This is a genomic window from Winkia sp. C0117E2 (assembly GCF_056590455.1).
Window position 1 is genome coordinate 200962 of sequence record NZ_JBWPWD010000004.1, and the last position, 22536, is coordinate 223497.

Sequence of the window (22536 nt, forward strand, 5' to 3'; positions counted from 1 at the left end):
TTCAACCCTTTCCTAGTCCCAGTCAAGTCCGCCGCGGCGCCATTCGTAAATGTAGGGAACCACGAGCAGTATTAGGAAGATCATCATTGCGGCCAGGGAGATCAGCCCCAGGCGTTGCCCATCGGGCAGGGCACCGAACTTGTTCAGCGAAACTGCCCACGGGTAAAGGAAGACGACTTCGATGTCGAACACGATGTAGGTCATTGCCACGAAGTAGTACTTAATCGGGAATCTACCTTCGTGGGCTGATTTTGCAGCGATCGGATCGATGCCGCATTCGTACGTTTGTTCCTTAGTGCGCGAAAACTTCTTCGTTCCCAGGAAAGCCGACAGCACCAGACCACCGATTGCTAGTACTAGCGCAGCGGCAGCCATGATCAGAAACTGCGACATCTTGCCTCCATCTTTATTCGCGACAGTTCATGCACAGCGAGCTCGCAGACTCGTACGCATGCGTCTTTTATTCGAGGGTAAATCATACACGTCATACTTTCGGCACCAGCCTTGCCAAAAAAGCAATTACTCGATCGTCGATTGAGCCGCCATGCCGTTCGTATCCGTCAGACAAAAGCTTGTGAACTGCGACCATAAGGCGGTCTACGGGCAGTCCATAGCGAGTACACGCCTGCATAATTTTTGGACGTTCAATTAGTCTCACAAACACGGTTCCGAGACGGTAGTACCCGCCCCATTCGTCACTCATGTGTTGCACAAATGCTTCCATGGCCGAATCGAAGGCCGCTTCGCCGGTCCGAGCAAAGGCTTGCGTTGCCGCGTCGGCGAGCATCCGTCCGGCAGCAAGAGCAGGGGCGATGCCCTCGCCATTAAATGGACTTACCATTCCGGCCGCGTCCCCAATCAGGGCCAGCCCACCTTGATATTGCGGCTTGCGGTTGAACGCCATGGGCAGGGCCGCAGACTTCATTTGCCCAATCTGGTTTTCGCTGTTGTAGCCCCACTGCGAGGGCGTAGCAGCCGTCCAGGATTTAAAGATCTGTTTGTAGGGCAGCTTCGTGGCGGCCGAGGTCGATGACACGGATCCGAGGCCCACGTTTACGACGCCGCCAGCTAGCGGGAACATCCACCCGTAGCCGGGCAGCAGGTTGGATTCGCCCGGCTTGCCATCCCAGAGTTCGAGTTGGGATTCCATATTGGCTTCTTTGGCGCGCTCACTGCGGTAGTAGGTACGCGCGGCAACCCCCATTGGCCGGTTTTCGAGTTTGATTCGCCCTGCCCTGGTGGCAAGTTTCGCAGCGACGCCACCGCAATCTACAACCAGGCGCGCCCGCACCTCAAACTCGGTGGGAAGCTGGCTCACCTGCTCCCGATCAGCAGTGGCAGCTTGGCGCTCGCCCTCGCTAGGCCAAGCTTCTTTAGGAGTGAGCGCCTCAAAGAGTTCCTGATCTTTTGCGGTAGGCCCCGCAAGCGGATCCGCCTTTCGGGCAACCTGCACGCCCACTACGCGTCCGCCCTCGACAATTGGGCCGGTGACGTTGCACCCTTCCCAAACCTTGGCCCCCTGGGTACGCGCATGCATTGCAAGGGACTGGTCTAAAGAGATGCGCGGCCGCGATGAACCAAATCCCGGCCTGCTTGCCTGCTCGGGCCACGGCAGCTCTACCCTATTTTCGGCCCCTATAACTACCAGGCCTTCGTTCGTTTGATAGCCAGGGCTCTTGCGCGGATTAATGCCCATGCGCAAAAGCTCCACCACGGCGGCCGGGGTGAGGCCGTCACCACAGGTCTTGTCGCGAGGAAATACCGCGCGTTCCAGAACAATTACATTAAGGCCGGCGCGCGAGAGATAAAACGCTGCCGATGCCCCTGCCGGGCCGGCGCCCACAACAACTGCGTCAGCTTGGACGCGGTTCTTGTTCAACCCCAAAGTAGTTTCCTTTGTCTAATCTTTCCTAGCCAATATCTGCGAAAATGCGCAAATATCAGCTGTCAGATTACTCGGAAGCTTCTTTGGCCGCCCCGGGTGGGCGTATGCCCTGTTAACAGGCCCCTGATAGAGTGCCCACCCCCAGCACACTTGCCCACTTTATGCAAGGGCGATGTTGTTTATTAGAGGTTTTTAGATTTTCGAAATACTGCGAAATAGCAGCAATAACTACGCCGGATTTACAGCTGAATGCAAGGCCACGATGCCAAGGGTGAGGTTCTTCCACTGCGGGTTCTCCCATCCGGCCTCGCGCATCAGCCGCGCCAGCGTCGGCTGGTCGTGCCAATCAATAATCGAATCGGCAAGGTAGGCATAGGCCGGGTTATTCGATCCCGCCCTCTTCGCAATGCGCACCAGGACGTGCCGCAGATACCAGTTGTAGAGCTGGCGGAACCCTCCAAGGGTGGGCCTAGAGAATTCGCAGATCACGATGCGCCCACCAGGGCGAGTCACACGCCGCATCTCGGACAGCGCCTTGACCGTGTCGTTGACATTGCGCAGCCCGAAGCTAATAGTCACCGCGTCAAAACTATTGTCCGCAAAAGGCAGCGCGGTCGCGTCACCGGCAACAAAATCTATGTCCGGGTGACGGCGTTTGCCCTCGGTAACCATGCCGATTGAAAAGTCGCAGGCCACTACATCCGCACCGCTCTTTACATATTCGACGGTGGACGTGCCGGTGCCCGCCGCCAAATCCAGAATCTGTTCGCCCTCCCTGGGGTTTAGCTTCTTACGCGTCTGCAGCCGCCACAGTCGATCCTGACCCACCGACATCAGATCGTTAGTAATGTCGTAGCGGCGTGCCACCTGGTCAAACATGGAAGCCACAGTCTTGGGATCTTTGGCTAGGTCTGCCGCTACCTCGCCTTCGGGCGTAGTGGCAGAGGACGAAAATGCGCGCTTGAAGCTGTAGGTCATGGGTTTTATTTTGGCACCCGTTGCGGACAATGTCATGTTTACTGCGTAGTATGTTCGCGGACCACATTAGTAACAAGCGGAGGTAACATTGGCGCCCCTAACATTGCCGGACACGAAACCCAACGTGCAAAGGCTGGCAAAGCAGGTGCCAATTTGCCCGGAAATTTTTGGTTTCATTCCTACTGCCCGGCTGAGCGCGTGGGTGGGAGCCGATCTGGCCCTGCTCGGGTGGGGGCAAAATTTTTCCGTAACGGAAGAGGGCGAGGACGCCCTTAAGCATGCTGACGTGCTTTGGCAGGAGGCCACCGCTGAGGCGGTAGCTACCGAGGAGCTGCCCGTTCATCTGCCCGTCGCCTTTGGGTCGTTCGGCTTTGCTCGGGGCGGAGTCCTTGAGGTTCCCGAGAACCTGCTGGTAGCAACCCCAACTGCTACCTGGCTGATCTCGCTGTCGGGGCAGGATCTGCGCCCTCTCTTTGCGCCGTGGACGGCTACGCCCGCCGAGTTTAGACAGGAAGGGGCGGCTCGCCTGGCGCAGTTGCCCGCATTGGGCACTTTGGCCGAGGGCGAAGGGGCGTTGCCTCCAGCCGAGTGGGCCGAGGCGGTAGGCAGGGTTAGTGAGCAAATCAGGCACGGCGAGGCCAAGAAGGTGGTCCTTGCCAGGGACAAGACCATTGCCAGCCTCAATCCGATCGACCAGCGCAAACTATGTGCCGCCCTCTTTTCTGCCTACCCCACCTGCTGGGTGTACGCGGTAGAAAATCTGGTGGGAGCCACCCCGGAGCTGCTGGCTTCTGCCAGCGGTGGCCGCCTCTTTTGTCGAGTGCTGGCTGGCACAGCCGGCCCTACCGAAACGCGCCAGCTCCTAAACTCCGCCAAAGACCAGCGGGAACACCAAGTTGCGGTGGAATCGGTCAGGACAGCTCTTTCCCCTATCACCACCGAATTGGAAATACCCGACTCGCCCAGTATTTTGCGGCTACCCAACGTGTGCCACCTGGCCACCGACGTGCATGGTCTCACTGATAGGTCGGCGCTGGCAGCTGCCGGCGCGCTTCACCCCACCGCCGCGGTGTGTGGTACCCCAACGCCGGTGGCACGGCAGATTTTGACCGAGGCAGAACGTATGGAGCGCGGCCGCTACGCCGGGCCGGTCGGCTGGGTTGACGCGGCCGGAAATGGCGCGTTCGGCATTGCCCTTCGCGGCGGCCAGATAAGCGCCGACGCCCGCCAGATAAGAATCTATGCGGGCGCCGGAATCATGGGCGATTCAGTACCACAAATTGAGCTTGCCGAAACAGAAGCAAAGATGCAGCCGATGATGCAAGCTTTGCGCTCTATAAGCTAGCGCTGCGTGGCATCCTGCGATCCCAGCGTTACCTCGACATCCTTCTTTTGGGAATCGCGCACAAGCGTCAGCTTCACCTTGTCGCCGGGAGCGTAGCGACGCACATACCCGATTAGGGAATTGCCTGACGAGACGGACTTACCGTCTACCGCCACTACAACGTCGCCTGCCTTCACATCTGCCTTGGAGGCGGCCTCCCCCTTAATCACTTCGGCGATCTTCGCGCCGGCGCGGATAGTTCCGTCGACCCGGGCACTGCCATTGGTCACCATTACACCGATGTAGGCGTGGCGTACCTTGCCGTTTTCCAGCAGCTGGCTGGCCACCTGCTTAGCCAAATCGATCGGGATGGCAAACCCTAGGCCAATTGAACCGGTACTTTCACCCGCCCCATCGGACAGGGAGGCAATCGAGGAGTTGATGCCGATTACTTCACCGGAAGAATTGAACAGCGGCCCGCCGGAGTTACCCGGATTTACCGCAGCATCAACCTGGATAGCGTTCGTAACCACCTGTTCGCCGCGCTGGAATCCCGAAGATTCTTGCTGCACCGACACTGGCCTGTCGAGGGCGGAAATAACACCCGTGGTCATCGTTGAGGAATAGCCGAGCGGGTTGCCGATCGCGGCCACCGGCGAACCGACGGTCAACGATGAAGAATCTCCCAGTTTCGCCATTTGCAGGTTCTTCGGGGGGTCGATAGGCCGAAGTACAGCTAGGTCGGTGGTGGGGTCGGTGCCTACGACTTCGGCCTCAAAGATCTCGCCGGAGGCGGTGGTTATTGCTATCCGCCCGCCCTTGGCGGCACTAGCAATCACATGATGGTTAGTAAGGATGTGGCCGGCGGAATCAAAAATCACGCCAGAGCCATCCGCAGCGGACTGGCCATCGGATACCTGGATTGCAACAACCGCGGGCGTAACCTTCTTTGCCACCGTCTCCCAGTCGGTAGCTTTCGTGTTCTTCGCCTGGGTCACCGGCGCCTGGGTTGCTACCGAGCTTCCCAGCGAGCTGGAGGTAAGTTGCGTGATGCCCACGGCTCCGATGCCCCCTACCATCGCGGCGATGACGCCGGTGGTAATCAGGGCTCCCCAGCCGGGTCGGGACGACCTTCGCTTAGCCGCGGCGCCAGGTTGGGCAAACTGTTGGGAAGGCTGGTATTGGCCGCTCACTCCGCCTGGAAGAGGCTGGGAGCCCTGCTGGTATGGCCGCTGCTGGTAGGGGCTCTGGTACTGCGCGCCCTGCTGGTAACCATAGGTGCTTTGGCCCTGGTAGTTAGCCTGCTCCTGCTGCTCTTGCTGTTCTTGCGGCCTCTCCGCCGAAGCGTCTGCCTGCCCGGGGGTCTCGTTTGTCCCGAAGTTGTACCGGCGCGTCTGCTGCCCGTCGGAGTAGTTCTGGTGCTGTTCGCCCGCCGAATAGTTGGCCCGCTCGCCCTCTGACGGACGATTCGGATCGGGCGTGTAAAAGTTATCCTGGCTCATCTATTCCTCCATGTCTTAGCGTGCCTCTAAGTCAAACAGACATGTATAAGTAGGCACTTTAGTGCTGCTGTGACCATTCTATGAAAATAGCGGCTGAAGGGCGGCACTAATTTTTTCCGCAACATTTCGGTCTAGTTGGGCTAGGCCGGGCACTGCCGTATCCACCTCGATGATGCTGACGCCGCGCACGGGCATTGCCAGGAGGCGTTCCAGATCGCCTAAGTCACCAACCATCTGATATTCGGCTCCCAGCCCCGCCGCGAGCGCGGCTAAGGAGAAGTTTTGGGGCGTGGCGAAATATCTGGGGAAATCCTCTACATGGTTGCTGCCGCCGTGTTCGAGCCCGGCAAAAATGGACCCGCCGGCGTCGTTGAGGACGACGATTTGCAGGTCGGCGTCCTGTTCGTAGCGGCCGTTTATAAGCCCGCCTATATCGTGCAGGAAGGTTAAGTCGCCAACGACGACTCGGACGGGCGCGCCGGTGGCGGTGGCAATGCCGCGCCCACAACTGATGGTGCCATCGATGCCTGCTAGTCCTCTGTTTGCCAGCGCGTTGACAGCACTATCCGGCGTGTGGCCTGCCCGATCGACTAGGCGGATTGTGTTGGATGCTCCGAATAGGAGCCGTGGGGCGGTGTGCGGATCGGTGGCGTGGGCCGTCCAAATGGCGCATGCGACCTGCAGCGGGTCTAGGGCTTCTCCGGCCTCGGCGCGGACGCTGAGGCGTTCTGCCAGTACTTTTTCTACCGCCTTATCCGCGGCGAGCCACTTGCGCGGCAGCGGCACTTGGCTTGCCGGGGCTTCCGGCACGCGCTCGAGCACGGCGTTTACGGTGCCGGCAATATCCGTGTACCGGCCGGTGGCGTCTTTGACCGCCACAATATTTATGTCTGAGCGCGAAAGCAGGGCGGTGATCGGGCGTGACAGCGTGGGGTGTCCACACACGAGCACCTGTTCGATGCCCTCCATCTTGTCCAGGTAGTACAGGTAGTGTGCGAGCGCAGGACCGTAGCAGGCCGGCGAGGTGGGTTCCGCAAGCAGGGGCCACCCCATTGCCCGTGACAGGGCCACAATATTTGCGCCGTCCCCGGTGTCATCGGCGGCAACGATCACCGTAGCCGCATCTTTCTTGAGGGCGGCGGGCCACCCGGGGGCGCCCCCTTCAGTTTTCGGCCGGGTTGGGGCGGTAAAGATTTGCGGTTCGGCGGCGATACCGGCCAGCGGCGAGTCTAAGCACACGTTTAGTTGCACCGGGCCGGGCCGGCCGTCCTGCCCGGTTGCAGCAGCGCTCAGGCGAAATACTTGGCCGATTACCGCTGCGGGGGCACTGTCAGTGGCAGGCAGATCGGCCTGGGCCCGCAGGTTCTGCCCGAAGATGCCTACCTGCCAGGTGGTTTGGTTCGCGCCGGTACCCCGCAAGCGGGCGGGCCGGTCTGCGGTCACCGCAATGAGCGGGATCCCATTGGCGTCGGCCTCCGCAATGGCCGGGTGCAGGTTAGCTACGGCTGTACCCGAGGTAGTGCACAGGGCAACCGGGGATACTTCCCCACCAAGAGCTTCCCCGCGCGCCAGGCCGAGGGCGAAGAATCCGGCGGTGCGCTCATCAATGCGCACGTGCGTCTTCACCAGCCCGGCTCGTTCGGCTGCTGCCGCCGCATAGGTAAGGGGCGCGTTGCGGGAGCCGGGGCTTATCACTATGTGTTTCACCCCGGAGCCTACCAGGGCACCAACGATATTGCGGGCTAGCAGCGCGGTCGGATCGGTGCCATATTCGGGTTGGGCAGAACCAAAACGCATTAGTACCTCATCATTTCTTTTAAGCGCTTTTGCCAGCGGGCGGCGAGAGCGGGGGCGTCCTGGCCCTGAGTGGTGTCGACCTCGATGCGGCGAAGCGGCAGCGTACCGGCGGTGGGGAGCAAGGATTCTTTAGTCACATCCTGCGTAAACAGCGCTACCGTGGCAAGTCCGCAGGCGTGATCCAGGTGGTCGAGGGCGGCCGCTGCGGCCACGCCGGCACTGATTCCAACGGAAGAATCTAGAGCCGAGGAAATGACTAATTCCAATCCGGATTCGTGGGCTACTTCTACAGCCCGCTCGATCCCGCCGAGCGGGGCCACCTTCACTACCGCCACATCTGCTGCCCCTGCGCGGGCTACCGCCAGGGGATCTTCGGCGCGGCGAATAGATTCGTCTGCCGCAATCTTGGGTTCGACTTGCCGGCGCACCTGTGCCAATTCCGACACGGTTGGGCAGGGCTGCTCCACGTATTCCAAGCCATCAATGCCGCCGTCACGTACCGCCGCCTGCAGTTCTCCAATGGCCTTGACGGCCTGGTCCGTGTCCCAGGCGGCGTTGGCATCTACCCGCACCTTTCCCTGCGGCCCCAGCGCGCTGGCAACGGCGGCCACGCGCTCACAGTCGCCGCGGAGGCTCGAGCCCGGGTCGGCCACTTTCACCTTTGCCGTGGTACACCCGCCCGATTCCTTCACCAGCTGCGCAGCCACTTCAGGGGCGGTGACCGGGATTGTCACGTTCACCGGTACCTGCTCGCGCTTAGCCGCCGGGAATGCGGTGGTAGCTGCGGCCAGCCCTGCCCGCAACCACCGGGAGGATTCTTGGGCGTCGTAATCCCAAAACGGCGCTGCCTCGCCCCACCCGGCTTCGCCCTCGAAAAGTAGCCCTTCGCGGACTGTGATGCGACGGAACTTTCGCCGCAGCGGCAACGAGTACGCAAAGACGCGTTTCAGCTGATCGAAGGGGTTGTCTAGTTCAGTTATCATCGCGCGCCCACTCCGGGTAAAGCGAGGGCGGGATCCGGAACGAAAACAGGCCCCACACCCCACAAGCTGCCCCGGCGAGGGTAAGAAGGAGCGCCAGGACAGACCCAATAGTTCCGATCGGGCCATGGACCATCTGCAAGATCCCCACCAGAGACAGGCCCAGCACAGCCACCCCCAGCCCCGGGAACAGCAGCAACGCAAAGTGCGCGTCAAACATGCCTTTTCCGCGTGCCCACGCACGCGCTCGTGGCGACTTGCCCGCACGAAACCAGGCAGAAACCGCGAGCGCGGCCAGCCCAAAAATCAACCCGACAATAATCAATGTCTCCCCTTTCGCCCTACCAATGCTAGCGGGCGAAGCCAAATTACACATCGCCGCTACACTGGACCCATGAGCACGCTTCCATTTGTATCCGACACTTTCGCCGCTGCCCGCTGGCGCGAGGTAGAAGGCTTCGATTTCTCTGACATCACCTACCACCGCGGGATCTCTCGCGGCCCCGAACAGGATGGGCGCCCAGCTGGGGATGACATGCCGGTGGTGCGAATTGCCTTTGACCGTCCCGACGTGCGCAACGCGTTCCGCCCTCAGACCGTGGACGAACTGTATCGGGCGCTGGATCACGCCCGCATGACTTCCGATGTGGCCGCGGTTATTTTGACTGGCAACGGCCCGTCCGCCCGCGATGGAGGCTACGGCTTTTGTTCTGGCGGCGACCAGCGCATTCGCGGAAAAGATGGCTACCGGTACGAGGTCGAAGGGGCCAACCCGGATGCCGAATTGTCCCAGCGGCGCGAACAAATTGATCCGGCAAGGGCAGGCCGGCTGCATATCTTGGAAGTACAGCGGTTAATCCGCACAATGCCGAAGCCAGTCATCGCAGCGGTCACCGGTTGGGCTGCAGGAGGCGGACATTCGCTGATGGTCGTGTGCGATCTGGCGGTAGCGTCCCTTGAGCACGCCCGCCTGATGCAAACCGACGCGAATGTGGGGTCTTTCGACGCGGGCTACGGCTCGGCCCTCCTTGCCAGGCAGGCTGGCGACAAGCGTGCCCGCGAGATCTTCTTCCTTGCCCGCGAATACTCTGCCTCCCAGGCAGCCGCTTGGGGCGTGGTGAACGAGGCCGTACCTCACGAAAAGGTAGAGGACGTAGCCCTCGAATATGCGCGCATCATCGCCACCAAGTCCCCACAAGCTATCCGAATGCTGAAGTTCGCCTTCAACATGGCAGACGACGGCATTGCCGGCCAGCAGGTGTTTGCTGGGGAGGCAACCCGCATGGCCTACATGACGGAAGAGGCACAGGAAGGTAGGGACGCTTTCTTAGAGCACCGTACGCCAAACTGGCAGGACTACCCCTACTACTACTAACTACTTCGCCGAGGGCGGTCCCGGCTTGGATGCGGGAGAGGCCTCTGAGAGGCCGAAATGCTGCAACATTGGGGTGTGAGTCTTCCCAACTACTAATGCCTAAGTCTTCTCGTGCCGGTAAGCTGGGGCCCGCACTCTACGAAAGAAGTTTATGTACAAAAGAATATTCACCGTAGCTATGGCCTTCGTGGGCATTACTGTCGGGGCAGGCTTTGCCTCCGGGCAGGAAGTAGTCCAATATTTCGCCGGATTCGGTATTTGGGGCGTGGTGGCAGCAGCCATCTCGGCCATCATTTTCGCCGTCTCTGGGCTGGCCTTCGTTCAACTCGGTTCATATGTACTTGCCAACGACCATTCTGATGTCTTCAGCGAAGTCACACACAAGTACGTGGCAGTCTTCTTTGACGTAATCATTACCTTTTCGCTGTTCTGCATGGGCATCGCCATGATGGCTGGCGGCGGCTCGTCATTGAAACAACAATTCGGCCTCCCCGTGTGGGTGGGTTCTGCCATCATGCTGGCGCTAACCATTGGTATTGGCCTGCTAGATGTTGACAAGGTGACCGCAGTAATTGGCGGTATCACCCCAATAATGATCATTTTCGTCATCATTGCTGCCGGCTATGCCTTTACCCACATGCACCTTTCCTTCGCCGAAATGGATGCGGCGGCAAAGTCGGTGCATACCGCAGTACCGCACTGGTCCATGTCGATTCTGAACTACGTTCCGCTAGCATTGACGTTGGCCGTGTCGATGGCGATTGTCATCGGCGGCGACATCGGCAACCCGAAGGTTGCTGGCCTAGGCGGGATCATTGGCGGTTCCGTCTTCGGCGTCTTGATGGTCATTGCCACCCTGACACTGCTGACCCGTATCGATGTGGTTGCTGGCGACGATCTGCCCATGCTGACCTTGGTAAATCAGATCCACCCGTGGCTGGGCACTTTCATGTCCGTAGTCATCTTCCTGATGATCTTCAATACCTCAATTGGCATCTACTATGCGCTTGCGACCCGGTATGCCGGCTCTTCTAGGAAGCATTTCATTATTTTATTGGTGGCCCTCTCTGGCATTGGCTTTGCCATATCGTTCATGGGCTTCCAGAACGTCGTCAGCTACGTTTACCCCATTGCCGGGTGGGGCGGTCTGGCCCTGGTAATCGTAATGCTGGTTTCCTACGCGAAGACTCGTTCTGACATAAGAGAAGAGACGACAAGGCGTGGCAAGATGTTGCGTTTGTTCCGCCTAAAGATGCGTAATGACAAGAGGTTCTCGAAGAAGCACGAGGCCGCCTTGCAGACCGCTCTTGAAGATTCTCCGGCCGACGCGGAGGACCTGCATTCGACTGTAGGCTCTGCTGCAGTCGATCAGCTAGAAGAGGAGAACGTGGACTACGATATTCTGCCCGAGATTGAAGAGGCTCAGGCCGAAACCGAGGCAGAGTGAACCTCACCTTTTGTTGCCCGCAGGTTCAAGGCGTCCGGGAGCTGTACGACCTAATCTGTCTACGTCTTGAAAATCCAGGCAAGTACGGCCCGCTCATGCCGGTTTCCGCCGGGGCAGACACCGCTGCCGCTGAGCGCCGTATTGGCGATGCGGACGGGGCCGATTTCATTTTGCAAACTTCCGGATCGACTACCGGGCACGGGCACTTGGTAGGCCTTACTGCGGGAGCGTTTTCGTCCTCTGAAGCTGCTACTGCCAAGCGTTTCGGAGGACGAGGGCGCTGGCTGCTGGCCCTTCCTGCCCATCACGTTGCGGGGTTTCAGGTGCTGGCACGTTCCTGTGCGGGCGGCACCTTCCCAATCCTGCCGCCGCCCGGGCGCTCTTTCCGCGAGCGCAAGGTGGCTTCTTTTGCTCCCGAGGCCGGCTTCGCTTCTCTGGTACCTACGCAGCTTTCGGACCTGCTCGAGGGCGAAGACGACTTGGCCCCACTGCGGTCGTTGCGCGCGATCTTAGTAGGTGGAGCGGCTTCCTCGCCGGCTTTGCTGGACCGCGCCCGGCAGGCAGGGTTGCCCGTGGTTACCACCTACGGCATGACCGAGACGGCAGGTGGTTGCGTCTACGACGGCCTGCCTTTGGACGGGGTGCATATACGCATCAGCGATGGGCGGATTTGTCTTAGTGGGCCGATGCTGGCACAGGGGTATTTAGATGATCCCCGCTCGCCCGCTTTTGCTTTTGAGCAGGGCAGACGCTGGCACATTACTTCTGATGCGGGGGCTTTTACTGACTACTTGCAGGTGTTTGGGCGCCTCGATGACGCCATCATTTCTGGTGGCGTGAAAGTTTTTGCCAGGCAGGTAGAAGATTTGCTGCGCGAGTTTCCGGGCGTTCGCGATGTAGCTGTGCTGCCCGTGGCCGATCCCCGGTGGGGGCAGGCTGTGGGCGCCGTTGTGGAGGCAGATTTTGCAGTGGCTACGCAGGCCGAAGCAATGCGCAAGCACGTGCGCTCTGAGCTGGGCAAGGCCGCCCCGCCCCGCCTATTTGTGCAGGGTAAGATCCCCATGTTGGCCTCTGGCAAGCTGGATAGAAAACGTGCCACGGCACTGCTAGCCCACCCGACCTGGGCTAAATAAATTTTCTTCGCACTGCCATTGCTACCTATGCTTGCTAGGACGAAAGGTTTTAGATGTCTACTACCGTAAATGATTGGCTCGAGGGCGCCCGCCTGCGCACTTTGCCCGCCGCGGCTGCTCCGGTACTAGGCGGTGCTGGTATTGCGGCTGGCGCGGGCGGTTTTTCTTTTCCACGCTCCCTCCTTGCCTTGCTGGTGGCGTTGCTACTGCAGATAGGCTGTAATTTTGCCAACGACTATTCCGATGGCATTCGGGGCACTGACGATTTCCGGACTGGGCCGCCCCGTCTGACGGGAGGCGGCAAGGTGCGCCCGAAGATTGTGCTGGCAGTGGCCCTTGGTTGTTTTGCAGCGGCAGCAGTTTTGGGCCTGGTTCTGGTGGCACTGTCTGGCAAGTGGTGGCTCCTGCTAGCTGGCCTCGCGGCAATTATCGCCGCCTGGTTCTACACCGGGGGGAAGCATCCCTACGGTTACTTGGGGGTTGCGGAATTTTTTGTATTCGTTTTCTTTGGCTTGATGGCTACCGTCGGCACCGTCTATGTGCAGTTGGAACACGCCCCCATGAGTGCTTGGCTAGCGGGCGCGGCCATGGGCTTGTATTCTTGCGCGCTGCTGATGGTAAATAACATTCGGGATATCCCCACTGACCGGGAGGCTGGCAAGAATACGCTGGCAGTGCGACTGGGGGATGCCCGGTCGCGGCGTACCTACGTTGCCTATCTGGTGTTTGCGCCCGTACTGATTGGCATCGGTTTGCATTCAAGCGCCATCGTCATCCCTGCGGTGGTAGGGCTTGAGGTTGCGGGCATAATCATCTGCTTGCCGCTGGTGCGAGGAGCCCGGGGAAGGGCACTCTTGGCAGTGCTTGCCAGCACCGGCAAACTTACTTTGGGAGCAGGGCTCATTACTCTCCTAGCCGCCTTGTTCTAATCTGTAGCGAGGGCGCGCAACCCTGCCTAGACAAAAAGATGCCCGCGACCAGCTGGTCGCGGGCATCAGCGCATCTAACAGCACCCTGAGGAAACATTCTCCTCGTCAAAATCGGCGCGGGCTCGCCAGAAGGCTCGCGCACTCATGGGCTCATGATCGGGGTGTTCCAGGCGGTGGCGTTCGACATATTTGTCATACGCGCTTTCGCCCGTGAAGTCCCGCCACAGCCGCCGCATGTACGCCAATTTTTCCATCAGTGCCATTTTTCCTACTTACTTGCGATCTCGCTCTGCTTCAGTCCTGGAATCAGCTTCGGGTCGCCTACCACGCGGTATTCGGCCACCAGCTTCTTCTCGAGCTTGTTCGCGATCAAGTGCTCGGGAGCGTAGAAGTTCGATTCTACGAACGGGTCTTCCGAGGTGGTGGTGTCACCAGTGCGCACGGTCTTCCAGATGCGGATTGCAGCGCAGACGATCACGAATGCAACAGCTACCACGAACACGATGGACAGAGTGCCCTGGATGAACGTGTTGCGAATAATCGCCTCAGTGATCTCGGCTTCTTCACCGGTCTGCCCCGGCAGGGCTGCGCGGGCTTCGCGCCACTGCTGCCAGTAACCGACCTTGGCGTCGGTGCTGAAGATCTTCTGCCAAGAAGCGGTGAAGGTAACGATCGTGTCGAAGACGAAGGGGATTGCAGGGATCCACGCGTACTTGGTATAACCCTTGCGCACCACCATCACCAGTGCCACTAGCAACGCGACCGCGGCAATTAGCTGGTTTGCGATACCGAATAGCGGGTACAGCGTCTGAATGCCGCCACGCGGATCGGTAACGCCCATCAGCAGCAGCGAACCCCAGGCGGCGACAACTACACCAGTAGATAGCCACGCACCGGTACGCCAGGAAGGATCGGCAAACTTCGGGATCACGTTGCCGAGTGCATCCGATAGCTGGAAGCGGGCCACACGGGTTACCGCGTCCACGGCCGACAGGATGAACAGTGCCTCGAACATGATTGCGAAGTGGTACCAGAAGCCCATCATGGCCTTGCCGCCACCGACCTTATGCAGAATGTGAGACATGGATACGGCCAGGGTGGGAGCGCCGCCGGTACGGGAGACGACGGAGGGCTCGCCTACGTCCTTTGCGACCTGCTTCAGTGCGTCTGCACCGTGGAAGGTCTTGGGGTTGCCTGCGTCATCCCAGGATTCCCACTTTGCCTTGATGGGCTGTCCCTTGACGTCGGTGACGCCCAGGTTGGCCAATGCAGCGTTCGAGATTTCCTCGCGGTCCTTAGTCACCTGGGTGACGGAAGTACCAGCCAGCTGGTCGGAGGTTGCTTCGGAGGTGTTCATCGCGAAGTAGATGCCCTGGTTCAGCGAAGCTGCTGCAGCCAGCGCCATGATCGCTACGAAGGATTCCATGAGCATACCGCCGTAGCCGATCATGCGGGACTGGGATTCTTTCTGGATCATCTTGGGGCTGGTGCCCGAGGAAACCATGGCGTGCATGCCCGAGAGGGCGCCACAGGCGATGGTGATGAACAGGAACGGGAAAAGCTCGCCGGCGAATACCGGGCCGGAGGTAGAGAGCGCGAATTCGGTTACTGCGGGCATCTGCACGATCGGGCGGATGAACACAATGCCGAGGGCGAGTACACAGATCGTGCCCACCTTCATGAAGGTGGACAGGTAGTCGCGCGGGGTGAGTAGCACCCACACGGGCAGAACTGCTGCTAGGAAGCCGTAGACAACCATGCACCAAACCAAGGTGGTCGGGGATAGGTGCAGGTACTGCTGCCCCCAGCTGGATTCTGCTACGTAGCGGCCCATGATGATGACGACGATCAGCAGGGTGCAGCCGACCACGGAAACTTGGGTGATCTTGCCGGGTTGGACGTAGCGCAGCCACAGCCCCATTGCGATCGCAATCGGAATGGTGGAACCTACCGAGAAGACGCCCCACGGGGAGGCTGCTAGCGCGTTCACACAGACCATTGCGAGCACTGCCAGCACAATCATTAGCATTACGAAGACCACGATTGTGGCGACGGTGCCGCCGATCTTGCCGATCTCGTCGGTGGCCATCTGTCCTAGGGAGCGGCCGCCACGGCGCATCGAGAAGAACAGGACGAGCATATCCTGGACTGCGCCGGCGAAGATTACGCCGAAGATAATCCACAGGGTGCCGGGGAGGTATCCCATCTGTGCAGCCAACACCGGGCCTACGAGGGGACCTGCACCCGCAATAGCCGCAAAGTGGTGCCCGTACAGGACCACGCGGTGAGTGGGGTCGAAGTCTTTACCGTTATTAATACGTTCAGCCGGCGTCGCGTTCCTATCGGATGGCTTCATAATCTTGCGCTGAATGTATAGCGCATAGTAACGGTAGCCAATTGCGTAAGAACAAATCGCGGTGATTACGAACCAAATTGCATCGACTTTTTCGCCACGGACAATGGCTAGCATTGTCCAGCCGATGGCTCCTAGTAGAGCAATAGCAACCCAAAGGGCAATCTTTGCTGGTGTCCACTTGGTGTGAGGTTTAACCCCAACAGGGACCCCGTCCTTATTTCTAAGAACGAGTTTTTCCTCTTCAGAGGTATATGATGGCTTCTCAAGCTGCGATGATGTTGCCATTTAATTTCTCGCTTTTCTAGATGGTGTTTACCATTGCCTACCCATCACTAGTTGAGTTCAGGGCAAACCAGTTCGATAATACTTAGGGCGGCCTTAGAAATATAGGCCTCAATGCCTAAAACCGCCTCGTTGCAAGCATTGCCCCATGTCACGAACTACCAAATCGGAAAAAACAGTACCGTAGGTGACCTTTTCCGGCAACTGCTGGGCGAGCAGGCATTCCCCTTTGCTGGCCTGATGTACTAGGCTGGCCGAGTTGACGCTATTTGGAGGTTTCGTGACTTGCACTCTGGCCGACACCGCGCTGCTCGATAGTGCTACTCGGCGCTTCACTATTCACGGGTCGAACCTGAGCCCAGCCTCATTTGTGCAGCTCAAAGACGACCCGAGTAGCTTCCGCGTACGCTATTGCGACAGTGATGGCACTAGCCGTGAAGGTATCCTTGCCCTGCAGGAAGAGGGCGCCACTTTTAGTGTCGATGGCATGCTCGTGCACTACACCGATCCCGATAGCTTTAAAGACTTGGGCACGCTAGCGCCACTGCCAAAATGGTACGAACTAATCATCCGCCGTGACGCAATTGGCAATGCGGTTGCCCGCGAAAGTGCCTACGAATCCACTCAGCCGTGGGGCCAACAGGGCGTCGAGGGCGACCTGGCCCGCGTTGAACTAGACATCGTGGGCTTCGGAAACTTTTACACCAACACATCGAATTTCACCGATGCCGCCGGCTTGCAAGAGTGGCTGCGCAAGGCCCTGTCTAAGACTGCCGCCACCTTCCATGTGCGGGCGCTGCGCCCCGGCTCAGTACCGATCTCCGAGATCCCGCCCTCGTGTTCTGTGGACCTGCTAATGGATGGGGCGAAAGTCGAAGACTACGCGCTCAACGCGGGAGTCGAATACCAGCCCCTGTCCCCCGCCCTCACGGACCTTTCTTACCTCGGCCCTACCCCGGCCTACGCGATCTACACCTCCCAACTGCCATACGCCCTCGTCGTACCCGCAAAAGACCAGGTAGTGCTGGCCCACTGGGATCAAGATGGAGCTTCCCTCGGCATCGAAACAGAAGCTGAAGCTACCATGGTTCCCTTCAATCGGGAGCATCGCTGCCACCACGAACGGTGGGCCCGCTGGTATGACATGCGCCAGCCTCTCACCGAGGCAGAACTACACGCCCACACCGTGCAGGTAGAGGCACAAATGCAGGCCGCCCTGGACAAACTAGCGGAAGCGGAAAAATAATGGCCACGCGCACAATGGACGACGTAAACGTCGATCAGATATTGGGCTCTTCCGGCAACCTCTCTAGGTGCTGCTACGAGGAGGGGTACTGCTCGGAAAGCCCCACCCACGTGATCCTGACGCGCGAAGGCAGCGGCAACGTCACGCCCCTGACCTACTGTCAACGCCACTACGTCCTCACTTTGGCCCACTATCTGGAAGTGCACGCCCAATTCTGCGACGGCAAAATCAGCGACCACTACAGCGGTTGGGGCCCAATGGACAACATCACCTACGTACCCGGCCAGGATCCACTTTCCCTATAGACACCACCTGTTAACCGACCGTAAACCTCTCCCTGGTTCAATGACCGGGGTACGGAAGGAACACATGTATTGGGCAATCTGGGCACTTGTAATAGTCCTGCTAACAACCTTGGTAGCAGGACTCGGCTGGTATTTCCGAACCAACAAGATCGACAAGGAAAAAGATTCGCATAGGCAGCAGTACAGACAGTACAGTTCGCCCCGCGCGTAGTACCGGCCGACTCCCCTAGGCGGCCATTACACTTGGCTATATGGCACGGGTAGTAATGGCAATCTTGACGCTGGCAGTAACCATTTATGCGGCTGCAGACTGCGCGCGCACTCCCTCAGACAAACTACCGGCACGCCTCCCAAAGGCCATCTGGTTGTTACTTATCATCCTGCTTCCACCACTAGGGGCACTAGCTTGGATCGTTATTTCTAGGGTGCTGGCGGCAGAGGCCAACGACGGCAAGATCGACGCCACCATGTGGTCTTCGGCAGAACCGCTAAACTTCCGGCACAACGCTCCGGGGACGCGCCCACGCACCATGGCCCCCGATGACGATCCGGAATTCCTGTTCAAGCTGAAGCGCGACCTACAAAAACGGCGCGACCAAGAAGAAGAGGGCGACGCCTAGGCCAGCTTCGCCTCGGATTCGCCCGGGACCATGTCGGCAGCTTCCGAAAGCATGTAGCCCACTGGCTCTGAATAGGTAAGGGCCACCAGAGTGTCATCCTCAAAGGTAAATGAGGTAAGTGAGGCCAAAGAGCACTGCCGTTTGCGCGGATCGTGCCACAGCCGGTGCCCTTCCACAAAACGCCGCAGCGTCCATATTGGCAGCTGGTGGGACACGACCAGGGCTTCCCCGCCATCGGCCATTGCCTTCGCATGGGCTACCCCGGCCACCATGCGGCGGGCAATCTCGGTATACGGCTCACCCCAGCTCGGCTCGAATACGTTCCGGTAGCGCCACCAGTATTTCGGCTGAGCTAGAGACTTGCGGTTGGCGTTTACCGCGACGCCCTCAAAAGAATTGCCGGCCTCCACCAACCGTTTGTCATTCAGCACGGGTAAGCCGTAGGCCTTCGCTGTAGGAGCGGCGGACTCTTGTGCCCGCAGCAATGGAGAAGCCACCACGGCGCGAATATCAGCACCGATCTGCTTGAAATGGTCAGCCACCGCGGCAGTCATCTTCTTGCCGTGGTCAGTAAGCGAAAAACCTGGCCGCCGACCGTATAGAATCCCCTGCGGGTTATCCACTTCTCCGTGTCGCATAACGTGCACAATAGTTTTGGTCATGGAACAACCCTAACTGGCCATGTAGGGTTAAGTCGTGACATACACCGAAAATGATGCATTGGCGGCCAAGGGCACGTCCCCTAATCGTGTCGCAGCATTTTTCGATGTCGACGAAACCCTAATCCGCGGGTCATCCTCATTCATCCTCGCCCAAGAACTTTGGCGCCGCGGCATAGTTGGCTGGGCCGACATCGCGGCAGCGGCTAAAGGAGCCTGGAAATATGTCCTGTTTGGCGAGGACAAAGAAGAAATAGACGCGCTGGTACAGCGCGCGCTCAAATGCCTTGAAGGGCACTCAGAGGCCGAAATCATTGCCATTGGCGAAGAGATATACGACCAGTTCTTCGCGTCCCGAATCTTCCCCAGAGCAAAAGAACTACTGGAAGACCACCGAGGCCGCGGCCACGACGTGTGGCTCATCTCTGCTACCCCCTCGCAAATCACCGACCTTCTCGCCCGCCGGCTCGGAGCCACCGGAGGCATCGGCACGCGAGTCGCCTTAGATGAAAACGGCAGGTGCCTGCCGCGTCTCATCTCTCCGCTCATGCACGGCGCCGGCAAAGTCGGGGCAGTTCACTGGCTAGCCCGCAAACGCAACATCGACCTGTCTCTGTCTTACGCCTACTCAGATTCGGCAAACGACCTACCCCTCTTGCGCGCGGTGGGCCACCCAGCAGCCATCAATCCCGATCCGAAGTTGCGCCTAGCCGCACTGGCATCCGGCTGGCGCATCTACGACATGCGCTGGCGCAAACGCGGCGATCTTTCCAACAGTGCCAAGAAGACGGCCAAACGATCCGCTAAGGTCGCAGCCGCCATCTGGCTTACGCGCCTGGTCGTGCGGCAGCTTCGCCGCATCCTCCGCTAATGCCGCGCCCCGAGCGCCCTCGTTAAATGGCAAGGCCCGGGGAAATTCCCGGGCCTGAGGCGTCTACTTCTTGTTACGACGCTGGTGACGAGTCTTGCGCAGAAGCTTGCGGTGCTTCTTCTTTGCCATGCGCTTACGGCGCTTCTTAATAACGGAGCCCATAGGTGCCTCCTAAATAATCGGATTCGTACAGCTTCACATGCCCTTCGGCACGTAACCTAAAAGATTCTACCCGCCAATTGCCGCATTGCCACTATCAGACCAGTCACCAATGCTGGCATCAATGAGCTGTTTCACAGCCACCTGTGGCACTCGGTAGGACTTTCCAACCCTAACTGCGGGAATATCGCCGTTGTGAATCATGCGATAGACGGTCATTTTGGAGACGCGCATAAGGTCAGCTAGCTCGGCTACGGTTACGAAGCGGGGTAGCTGCTGCGACATTTAAACTCCACCTTGGACTGGAAAAACTACCGACGGTGTGACGGCACAGGGTTATTCTATGGCATTTTGTTCGCTCTGCCCACCCGTTTCATACTTTGTTGGCAAGTAACGCATTATTGTAGGTACTCTTGATATTGCGCTCTGCTGGGCGCCACTTACCAGTCTTCCCACTTCAAGGAGGCCGGCACCTATGCCGCGTCGCGCAATCTCTAGGCCCGCTGGACACATCAGTGCACTTGAAGTCCCTAAAGACGCAATTGCGGAGCCGCCCACGCTGGACTTCACCCGTGGCGACCACGTCACTTCCGCGGACGCCACCACCCCGTTTGGACGGGTAAAACTGTATGCGGACAAGGTGGCAAAGCAGTCCCCCGCCCGGCTCGCAATCCTTACCTTCCTAACCATTATTGCGTTGGTCACAATTGCGCTAGAGATGCCATTTGCCACGCAATCTGGCCAACGCGCCCCCTTCGTCGACGCCCTCTTTACCGGCACCTCAGCGGTGTGTGTGACAGGGCTGACTACTGTGAATACTGCCTCTTATTGGTCAGTATTCGGGCAGGCAGTGATCTTGGCAGCCATCAAGGTCGGCGGCCTGGGCGTAATGACGCTGGCATCCATCCTGGCTCTAGCTGTCTCGCGCCACATTGGGCTAACCCAGCGCATGCTGGCAGCAACGGAAACAAAAACCGACTCGCTGGGCGCAGTAGGCTCCCTGATCAAAGCCGTCATCGTCACGTCCTTCACCATGGAAGGACTGCTCTTCGTAATCATGCTGCCCCGCTTCATCATGCTGGGCGAATCCATTGGTACGGCGGTGTGGCACGCCTTCTTCATGGCCATCTCGGCGTTCAACAACGCGGGCTTCGTCGTCCTCCCCAATTCCATGACCGCCTATTTCTCTGACTGGTGGATCATGATGCCGATCATCGTGGGCATGTTCGTGGGCGCCCTCGGCTTCCCCGTCACCTTGGACATAGCCAGGCGGTGGCGCAATCCCCGCCTGTGGACGCTGCACACGAAGATGACGCTAACCACCTACGTGCTTCTTACTATCGGCGCCGCAGCCATTCTGGGCGCCTCCGAATGGGACAACCCCAAGACGCTTTCGCCCATGCCCGCCCACGCGAAAATGCTCACGTCCATACTGATGGGCGTCAATTCCCGTTCCCTGGGCATCTCTACTATTAACGTCGGCGACGAAACAAGCGCCACCTGGTTCTTGCAAGACATTTTGATGTTCATCGGCGGCGGCTCCGCATCCACTGCGGGCGGCATCAAAGTCACCACGCTGGCAGTGATGGTGCTGGCGATTATCGCCGAGGCCCGCGGCGATCGCGACATCGAAGCTTTCGGGCGGCGGATTCCACCCCAGACCGTGCGCCTGTCTGTTGCCGTAGTATCGATCGGCTCACTACTTGTTGCGGTGTCCATCTTCGGGCTGCTGGTATTCACTGAGTTTTCACTTGACGAAATCAGCTTCGAAGTAATCTCGGCCTTCGCTACCGTCGGATTATCCACGGGCATTACTCCGCTTCTACCTGCAGCCGGCAAATACTTGCTTACCGCGCTAATGTTCTCTGGCCGCATGGGCACCATGACCGTGGCCGCCGCCCTCGCCCTGCGCGAGCGTCGCCGCGTGATCCGGATGCCCGAAGAGCGGCCAGCGATTGGTTAAGAAGCCGGCGGCAAATCGGTTTAGGATTGGCCTATGGCTAAGAAAGACGCCCCCGAGGCATCCGCAACTTTGGTAATCGGTCTAGGCCGCTTCGGCTCCGCAGTGTCGGCAACACTCGATTCGCTGGGGCGCGAAATCCTGGCGGTAGAGAAGGACCCCACGATTGTGCAGCGGTGGCAGGGACGCCTTCCCCTGGTCGAGGCCGACGCCTCCAACATGGAAGCGCTGGAGCAGCTTGGGGCCCGCGAATTCCAAAACGCCGTGGTAGGCGTTGGCACCTCGCTAGAAGCTTCCGTGCTGATCACCGCCAACTTAGTGGACATAGGCATGCCTTCCATCTGGGCAAAAGCCACTAGCCGTGAACACGGTCGAATCCTGAAGCGCATCGGTGCCCACCACGTGGTTTACCCTGAATTCGACGCGGGCCAGCGTACCGCTCACCTGGTAAGCGGGCGCATGCTCGACTACATCGAGATGGACCGCAAGGGCTTCTCGATTGTGAAGATGAGGCCGCCGCAGGAATGCTACGGCTTCACACTGGATGAATTGGACATCAGGGCCCGTTTTGGCGTGGTCATCCTAGGGGTAATGAGCCCCGGCCAGCCCTTCGAATACGCCACCCCCCATACGCGCATCGACAAGAACGACATCATTATTGTTTCTGGCGACGCCGAACTACTTGAGCGCTTCGCCGAACGCCCCTAGCGCCATCTGTCGGTGGCAGC

24 protein-coding genes are annotated in these 22536 nt (G+C 59.2%); 12 read left to right on the forward strand and 12 right to left on the reverse strand.

Annotated elements, in window-relative coordinates:
* Window positions 1-12: 12 nt before the first annotated feature.
* From ndhC to AC1EKG_RS07045, 3 genes are all read right to left on the reverse strand, one after another.
* Entirely contained in the window at window positions 13-393 is a 381-nt protein-coding gene (gene ndhC, locus AC1EKG_RS07035; protein ID WP_004807352.1) for an NADH-quinone oxidoreductase subunit A, read from the reverse strand.
* Window positions 394-484: 91 nt separating this feature from the next.
* On the reverse strand, window positions 485-1885 hold the full coding sequence (locus AC1EKG_RS07040; protein WP_004807350.1) for an FAD-dependent oxidoreductase: 1401 nt from the start codon (window positions 1883-1885) through the stop codon (window positions 485-487).
* A gap of 228 nt (window positions 1886-2113) precedes the next feature.
* Window positions 2114-2899, reverse strand: coding sequence for a demethylmenaquinone methyltransferase (locus tag AC1EKG_RS07045; RefSeq protein WP_004807349.1), 786 nt, complete (start codon window positions 2897-2899; stop codon window positions 2114-2116).
* Window positions 2900-2951: 52 nt separating this feature from the next.
* On the opposite strand from AC1EKG_RS07045, the gene AC1EKG_RS07050 reads away from it, so the two are divergent.
* Window positions 2952-4208 (forward strand): isochorismate synthase, encoded by a 1257-nt coding sequence (locus AC1EKG_RS07050; protein WP_004807347.1) that lies wholly within the window; start codon window positions 2952-2954, stop codon window positions 4206-4208.
* Here AC1EKG_RS07050 and AC1EKG_RS07055 read toward each other — a convergent pair.
* The 4 genes from AC1EKG_RS07055 to AC1EKG_RS07070 all read right to left on the reverse strand — a co-directional run bounded on the left by AC1EKG_RS07055 (window position 4205) and on the right by AC1EKG_RS07070 (window position 8791).
* Window positions 4205-5689: a S1C family serine protease gene (locus tag AC1EKG_RS07055; protein ID WP_004807346.1), complete on the reverse strand. Its 1485-nt coding sequence runs from the start codon at window positions 5687-5689 to the stop codon at window positions 4205-4207. The two genes, AC1EKG_RS07050 and AC1EKG_RS07055, sit on opposite strands and share 4 nt — an antisense overlap.
* A 78-nt stretch (window positions 5690-5767) precedes the next feature.
* On the reverse strand, window positions 5768-7486 hold the full coding sequence (menD, locus tag AC1EKG_RS07060; RefSeq protein ID WP_004807344.1) for a 2-succinyl-5-enolpyruvyl-6-hydroxy-3-cyclohexene-1-carboxylic-acid synthase: 1719 nt from the start codon (window positions 7484-7486) through the stop codon (window positions 5768-5770).
* The gene (locus tag AC1EKG_RS07065) at window positions 7486-8469 is read right to left on the reverse strand and encodes an o-succinylbenzoate synthase (RefSeq protein WP_004807342.1); all 984 of its coding nucleotides are present in this window, start codon (window positions 8467-8469) and stop codon (window positions 7486-7488) included. Before AC1EKG_RS07065 ends, menD begins: the two co-directional genes overlap by 1 nt.
* Window positions 8459-8791 carry a hypothetical protein gene (locus tag AC1EKG_RS07070; protein ID WP_040315282.1) on the reverse strand — a complete coding sequence of 111 codons (333 nt, stop codon included), beginning with the start codon at window positions 8789-8791 and terminating at the stop codon, window positions 8459-8461. The genes AC1EKG_RS07065 and AC1EKG_RS07070 overlap by 11 nt, the downstream gene beginning before the upstream one ends.
* A 69-nt stretch (window positions 8792-8860) precedes the next feature.
* Between AC1EKG_RS07070 and AC1EKG_RS07075 the strand changes: the two genes are divergently transcribed.
* The 4 genes from AC1EKG_RS07075 (at window position 8861) to AC1EKG_RS07090 (ending at window position 13350) form a co-directional block, all read left to right on the forward strand.
* Window positions 8861-9841 (forward strand): 1,4-dihydroxy-2-naphthoyl-CoA synthase, encoded by a 981-nt coding sequence (locus AC1EKG_RS07075; RefSeq protein ID WP_004807339.1) that lies wholly within the window; start codon window positions 8861-8863, stop codon window positions 9839-9841.
* A 151-nt stretch (window positions 9842-9992) separates the two neighbouring features.
* The gene (locus tag AC1EKG_RS07080) at window positions 9993-11288 is read left to right on the forward strand and encodes a YkvI family membrane protein (protein ID WP_481067792.1); all 1296 of its coding nucleotides are present in this window, start codon (window positions 9993-9995) and stop codon (window positions 11286-11288) included.
* Entirely contained in the window at window positions 11285-12421 is a 1137-nt protein-coding gene (locus AC1EKG_RS07085) for an AMP-binding protein (RefSeq protein WP_481067793.1), read from the forward strand. Before AC1EKG_RS07080 ends, AC1EKG_RS07085 begins: the two co-directional genes overlap by 4 nt.
* Window positions 12422-12474: 53 nt before the next feature.
* A complete protein-coding gene (locus AC1EKG_RS07090; RefSeq protein ID WP_004807332.1) occupies window positions 12475-13350 on the forward strand; it encodes a 1,4-dihydroxy-2-naphthoate polyprenyltransferase in 876 nt (291 codons plus the stop codon).
* Window positions 13351-13424: 74 nt separating this feature from the next.
* Here AC1EKG_RS07090 and AC1EKG_RS07095 read toward each other — a convergent pair whose 3' ends face one another.
* A complete protein-coding gene (locus AC1EKG_RS07095; RefSeq protein ID WP_004807330.1) occupies window positions 13425-13613 on the reverse strand; it encodes a YbdD/YjiX family protein in 189 nt (62 codons plus the stop codon).
* A gap of 5 nt (window positions 13614-13618) precedes the next feature.
* The gene (locus AC1EKG_RS07100) at window positions 13619-15991 is read right to left on the reverse strand and encodes a carbon starvation CstA family protein (protein ID WP_004807328.1); all 2373 of its coding nucleotides are present in this window, start codon (window positions 15989-15991) and stop codon (window positions 13619-13621) included.
* A gap of 277 nt (window positions 15992-16268) precedes the next feature.
* Here AC1EKG_RS07100 and AC1EKG_RS07105 point away from each other — a divergent pair, with 277 nt between their 5' ends.
* The 4 genes from AC1EKG_RS07105 (at window position 16269) to AC1EKG_RS07120 (ending at window position 18159) form a co-directional block, all read left to right on the forward strand.
* Window positions 16269-17234: a hypothetical protein gene (locus tag AC1EKG_RS07105; RefSeq protein WP_004807325.1), complete on the forward strand. Its 966-nt coding sequence runs from the start codon at window positions 16269-16271 to the stop codon at window positions 17232-17234.
* Window positions 17234-17539, forward strand: coding sequence for a hypothetical protein (locus tag AC1EKG_RS07110; RefSeq protein WP_004807323.1), 306 nt, complete (start codon window positions 17234-17236; stop codon window positions 17537-17539). The genes AC1EKG_RS07105 and AC1EKG_RS07110 overlap by 1 nt, the downstream gene beginning before the upstream one ends.
* Window positions 17540-17603: 64 nt before the next feature.
* Window positions 17604-17750: a hypothetical protein gene (locus tag AC1EKG_RS07115; protein WP_155855899.1), complete on the forward strand. Its 147-nt coding sequence runs from the start codon at window positions 17604-17606 to the stop codon at window positions 17748-17750.
* A 40-nt stretch (window positions 17751-17790) separates the two neighbouring features.
* Window positions 17791-18159: a PLDc N-terminal domain-containing protein gene (locus AC1EKG_RS07120; RefSeq protein WP_004807318.1), complete on the forward strand. Its 369-nt coding sequence runs from the start codon at window positions 17791-17793 to the stop codon at window positions 18157-18159.
* Here the strand turns inward: AC1EKG_RS07120 and AC1EKG_RS07125 are convergent.
* Entirely contained in the window at window positions 18156-18821 is a 666-nt protein-coding gene (locus tag AC1EKG_RS07125) for a histidine phosphatase family protein (RefSeq protein ID WP_004807316.1), read from the reverse strand. The two genes, AC1EKG_RS07120 and AC1EKG_RS07125, sit on opposite strands and share 4 nt — an antisense overlap.
* Before the next feature lie 34 nt (window positions 18822-18855).
* Here AC1EKG_RS07125 and AC1EKG_RS07130 point away from each other — a divergent pair, with 34 nt between their 5' ends.
* Window positions 18856-19689 (forward strand): HAD family hydrolase, encoded by an 834-nt coding sequence (locus AC1EKG_RS07130; protein WP_004807314.1) that lies wholly within the window; start codon window positions 18856-18858, stop codon window positions 19687-19689.
* 63 nt (window positions 19690-19752) lie between these two features.
* Here the strand turns inward: AC1EKG_RS07130 and AC1EKG_RS07135 are convergent, their stop codons facing one another.
* Together AC1EKG_RS07135 and AC1EKG_RS07140 are read right to left on the reverse strand one after the other, a co-directional pair.
* Window positions 19753-19851, reverse strand: a complete 99-nt coding sequence (locus AC1EKG_RS07135; RefSeq protein WP_003792170.1) for a 30S ribosomal protein bS22 — start codon at window positions 19849-19851, stop codon at window positions 19753-19755.
* A gap of 66 nt (window positions 19852-19917) precedes the next feature.
* On the reverse strand, window positions 19918-20133 hold the full coding sequence (locus AC1EKG_RS07140) for a helix-turn-helix domain-containing protein (protein WP_004807312.1): 216 nt from the start codon (window positions 20131-20133) through the stop codon (window positions 19918-19920).
* 190 nt (window positions 20134-20323) lie between these two features.
* Here AC1EKG_RS07140 and AC1EKG_RS07145 point away from each other — a divergent pair, with 190 nt between their 5' ends.
* Together AC1EKG_RS07145 and AC1EKG_RS07150 are read left to right on the forward strand one after the other, a co-directional pair.
* Window positions 20324-21811 carry a TrkH family potassium uptake protein gene (locus tag AC1EKG_RS07145; protein ID WP_004807309.1) on the forward strand — a complete coding sequence of 496 codons (1488 nt, stop codon included), beginning with the start codon at window positions 20324-20326 and terminating at the stop codon, window positions 21809-21811.
* A 33-nt stretch (window positions 21812-21844) separates the two neighbouring features.
* Window positions 21845-22516 carry a potassium channel family protein gene (locus tag AC1EKG_RS07150; protein WP_004807307.1) on the forward strand — a complete coding sequence of 224 codons (672 nt, stop codon included), beginning with the start codon at window positions 21845-21847 and terminating at the stop codon, window positions 22514-22516.
* Window positions 22517-22536: the final 20 nt, after the last annotated feature.

What these genes read in the sequence shown, in the direction of transcription:
- AC1EKG_RS07080 (WP_481067792.1), top strand. Translation starts at nt 9,993, where the DNA reads ATGTACAAAAGAATATTCACCGTAGCTATGGCCTTCGTGGGCATTACT.
- menD (WP_004807344.1), bottom strand. Translation starts at nt 7,486, where the DNA reads ATGCGTTTTGGTTCTGCCCAACCCGAATATGGCACCGATCCGACCGCG.
- AC1EKG_RS07090 (WP_004807332.1), top strand. Translation starts at nt 12,475, where the DNA reads ATGTCTACTACCGTAAATGATTGGCTCGAGGGCGCCCGCCTGCGCACT.
- AC1EKG_RS07120 (WP_004807318.1), top strand. Translation starts at nt 17,791, where the DNA reads ATGGCACGGGTAGTAATGGCAATCTTGACGCTGGCAGTAACCATTTAT.
- AC1EKG_RS07055 (WP_004807346.1), bottom strand. Translation starts at nt 5,689, where the DNA reads ATGAGCCAGGATAACTTTTACACGCCCGATCCGAATCGTCCGTCAGAG.
- AC1EKG_RS07065 (WP_004807342.1), bottom strand. Translation starts at nt 8,469, where the DNA reads ATGATAACTGAACTAGACAACCCCTTCGATCAGCTGAAACGCGTCTTT.
- AC1EKG_RS07045 (WP_004807349.1), bottom strand. Translation starts at nt 2,899, where the DNA reads ATGACATTGTCCGCAACGGGTGCCAAAATAAAACCCATGACCTACAGC.
- AC1EKG_RS07145 (WP_004807309.1), top strand. Translation starts at nt 20,324, where the DNA reads ATGCCGCGTCGCGCAATCTCTAGGCCCGCTGGACACATCAGTGCACTT.
- ndhC (WP_004807352.1), bottom strand. Translation starts at nt 393, where the DNA reads ATGTCGCAGTTTCTGATCATGGCTGCCGCTGCGCTAGTACTAGCAATC.
- AC1EKG_RS07125 (WP_004807316.1), bottom strand. Translation starts at nt 18,821, where the DNA reads ATGACCAAAACTATTGTGCACGTTATGCGACACGGAGAAGTGGATAAC.
- AC1EKG_RS07100 (WP_004807328.1), bottom strand. Translation starts at nt 15,991, where the DNA reads ATGGCAACATCATCGCAGCTTGAGAAGCCATCATATACCTCTGAAGAG.
- AC1EKG_RS07095 (WP_004807330.1), bottom strand. Translation starts at nt 13,613, where the DNA reads ATGGCACTGATGGAAAAATTGGCGTACATGCGGCGGCTGTGGCGGGAC.
- AC1EKG_RS07075 (WP_004807339.1), top strand. Translation starts at nt 8,861, where the DNA reads ATGAGCACGCTTCCATTTGTATCCGACACTTTCGCCGCTGCCCGCTGG.
- AC1EKG_RS07150 (WP_004807307.1), top strand. Translation starts at nt 21,845, where the DNA reads ATGGCTAAGAAAGACGCCCCCGAGGCATCCGCAACTTTGGTAATCGGT.
- AC1EKG_RS07115 (WP_155855899.1), top strand. Translation starts at nt 17,604, where the DNA reads ATGTATTGGGCAATCTGGGCACTTGTAATAGTCCTGCTAACAACCTTG.
- AC1EKG_RS07110 (WP_004807323.1), top strand. Translation starts at nt 17,234, where the DNA reads ATGGCCACGCGCACAATGGACGACGTAAACGTCGATCAGATATTGGGC.
- AC1EKG_RS07140 (WP_004807312.1), bottom strand. Translation starts at nt 20,133, where the DNA reads ATGTCGCAGCAGCTACCCCGCTTCGTAACCGTAGCCGAGCTAGCTGAC.
- AC1EKG_RS07135 (WP_003792170.1), bottom strand. Translation starts at nt 19,851, where the DNA reads ATGGGCTCCGTTATTAAGAAGCGCCGTAAGCGCATGGCAAAGAAGAAG.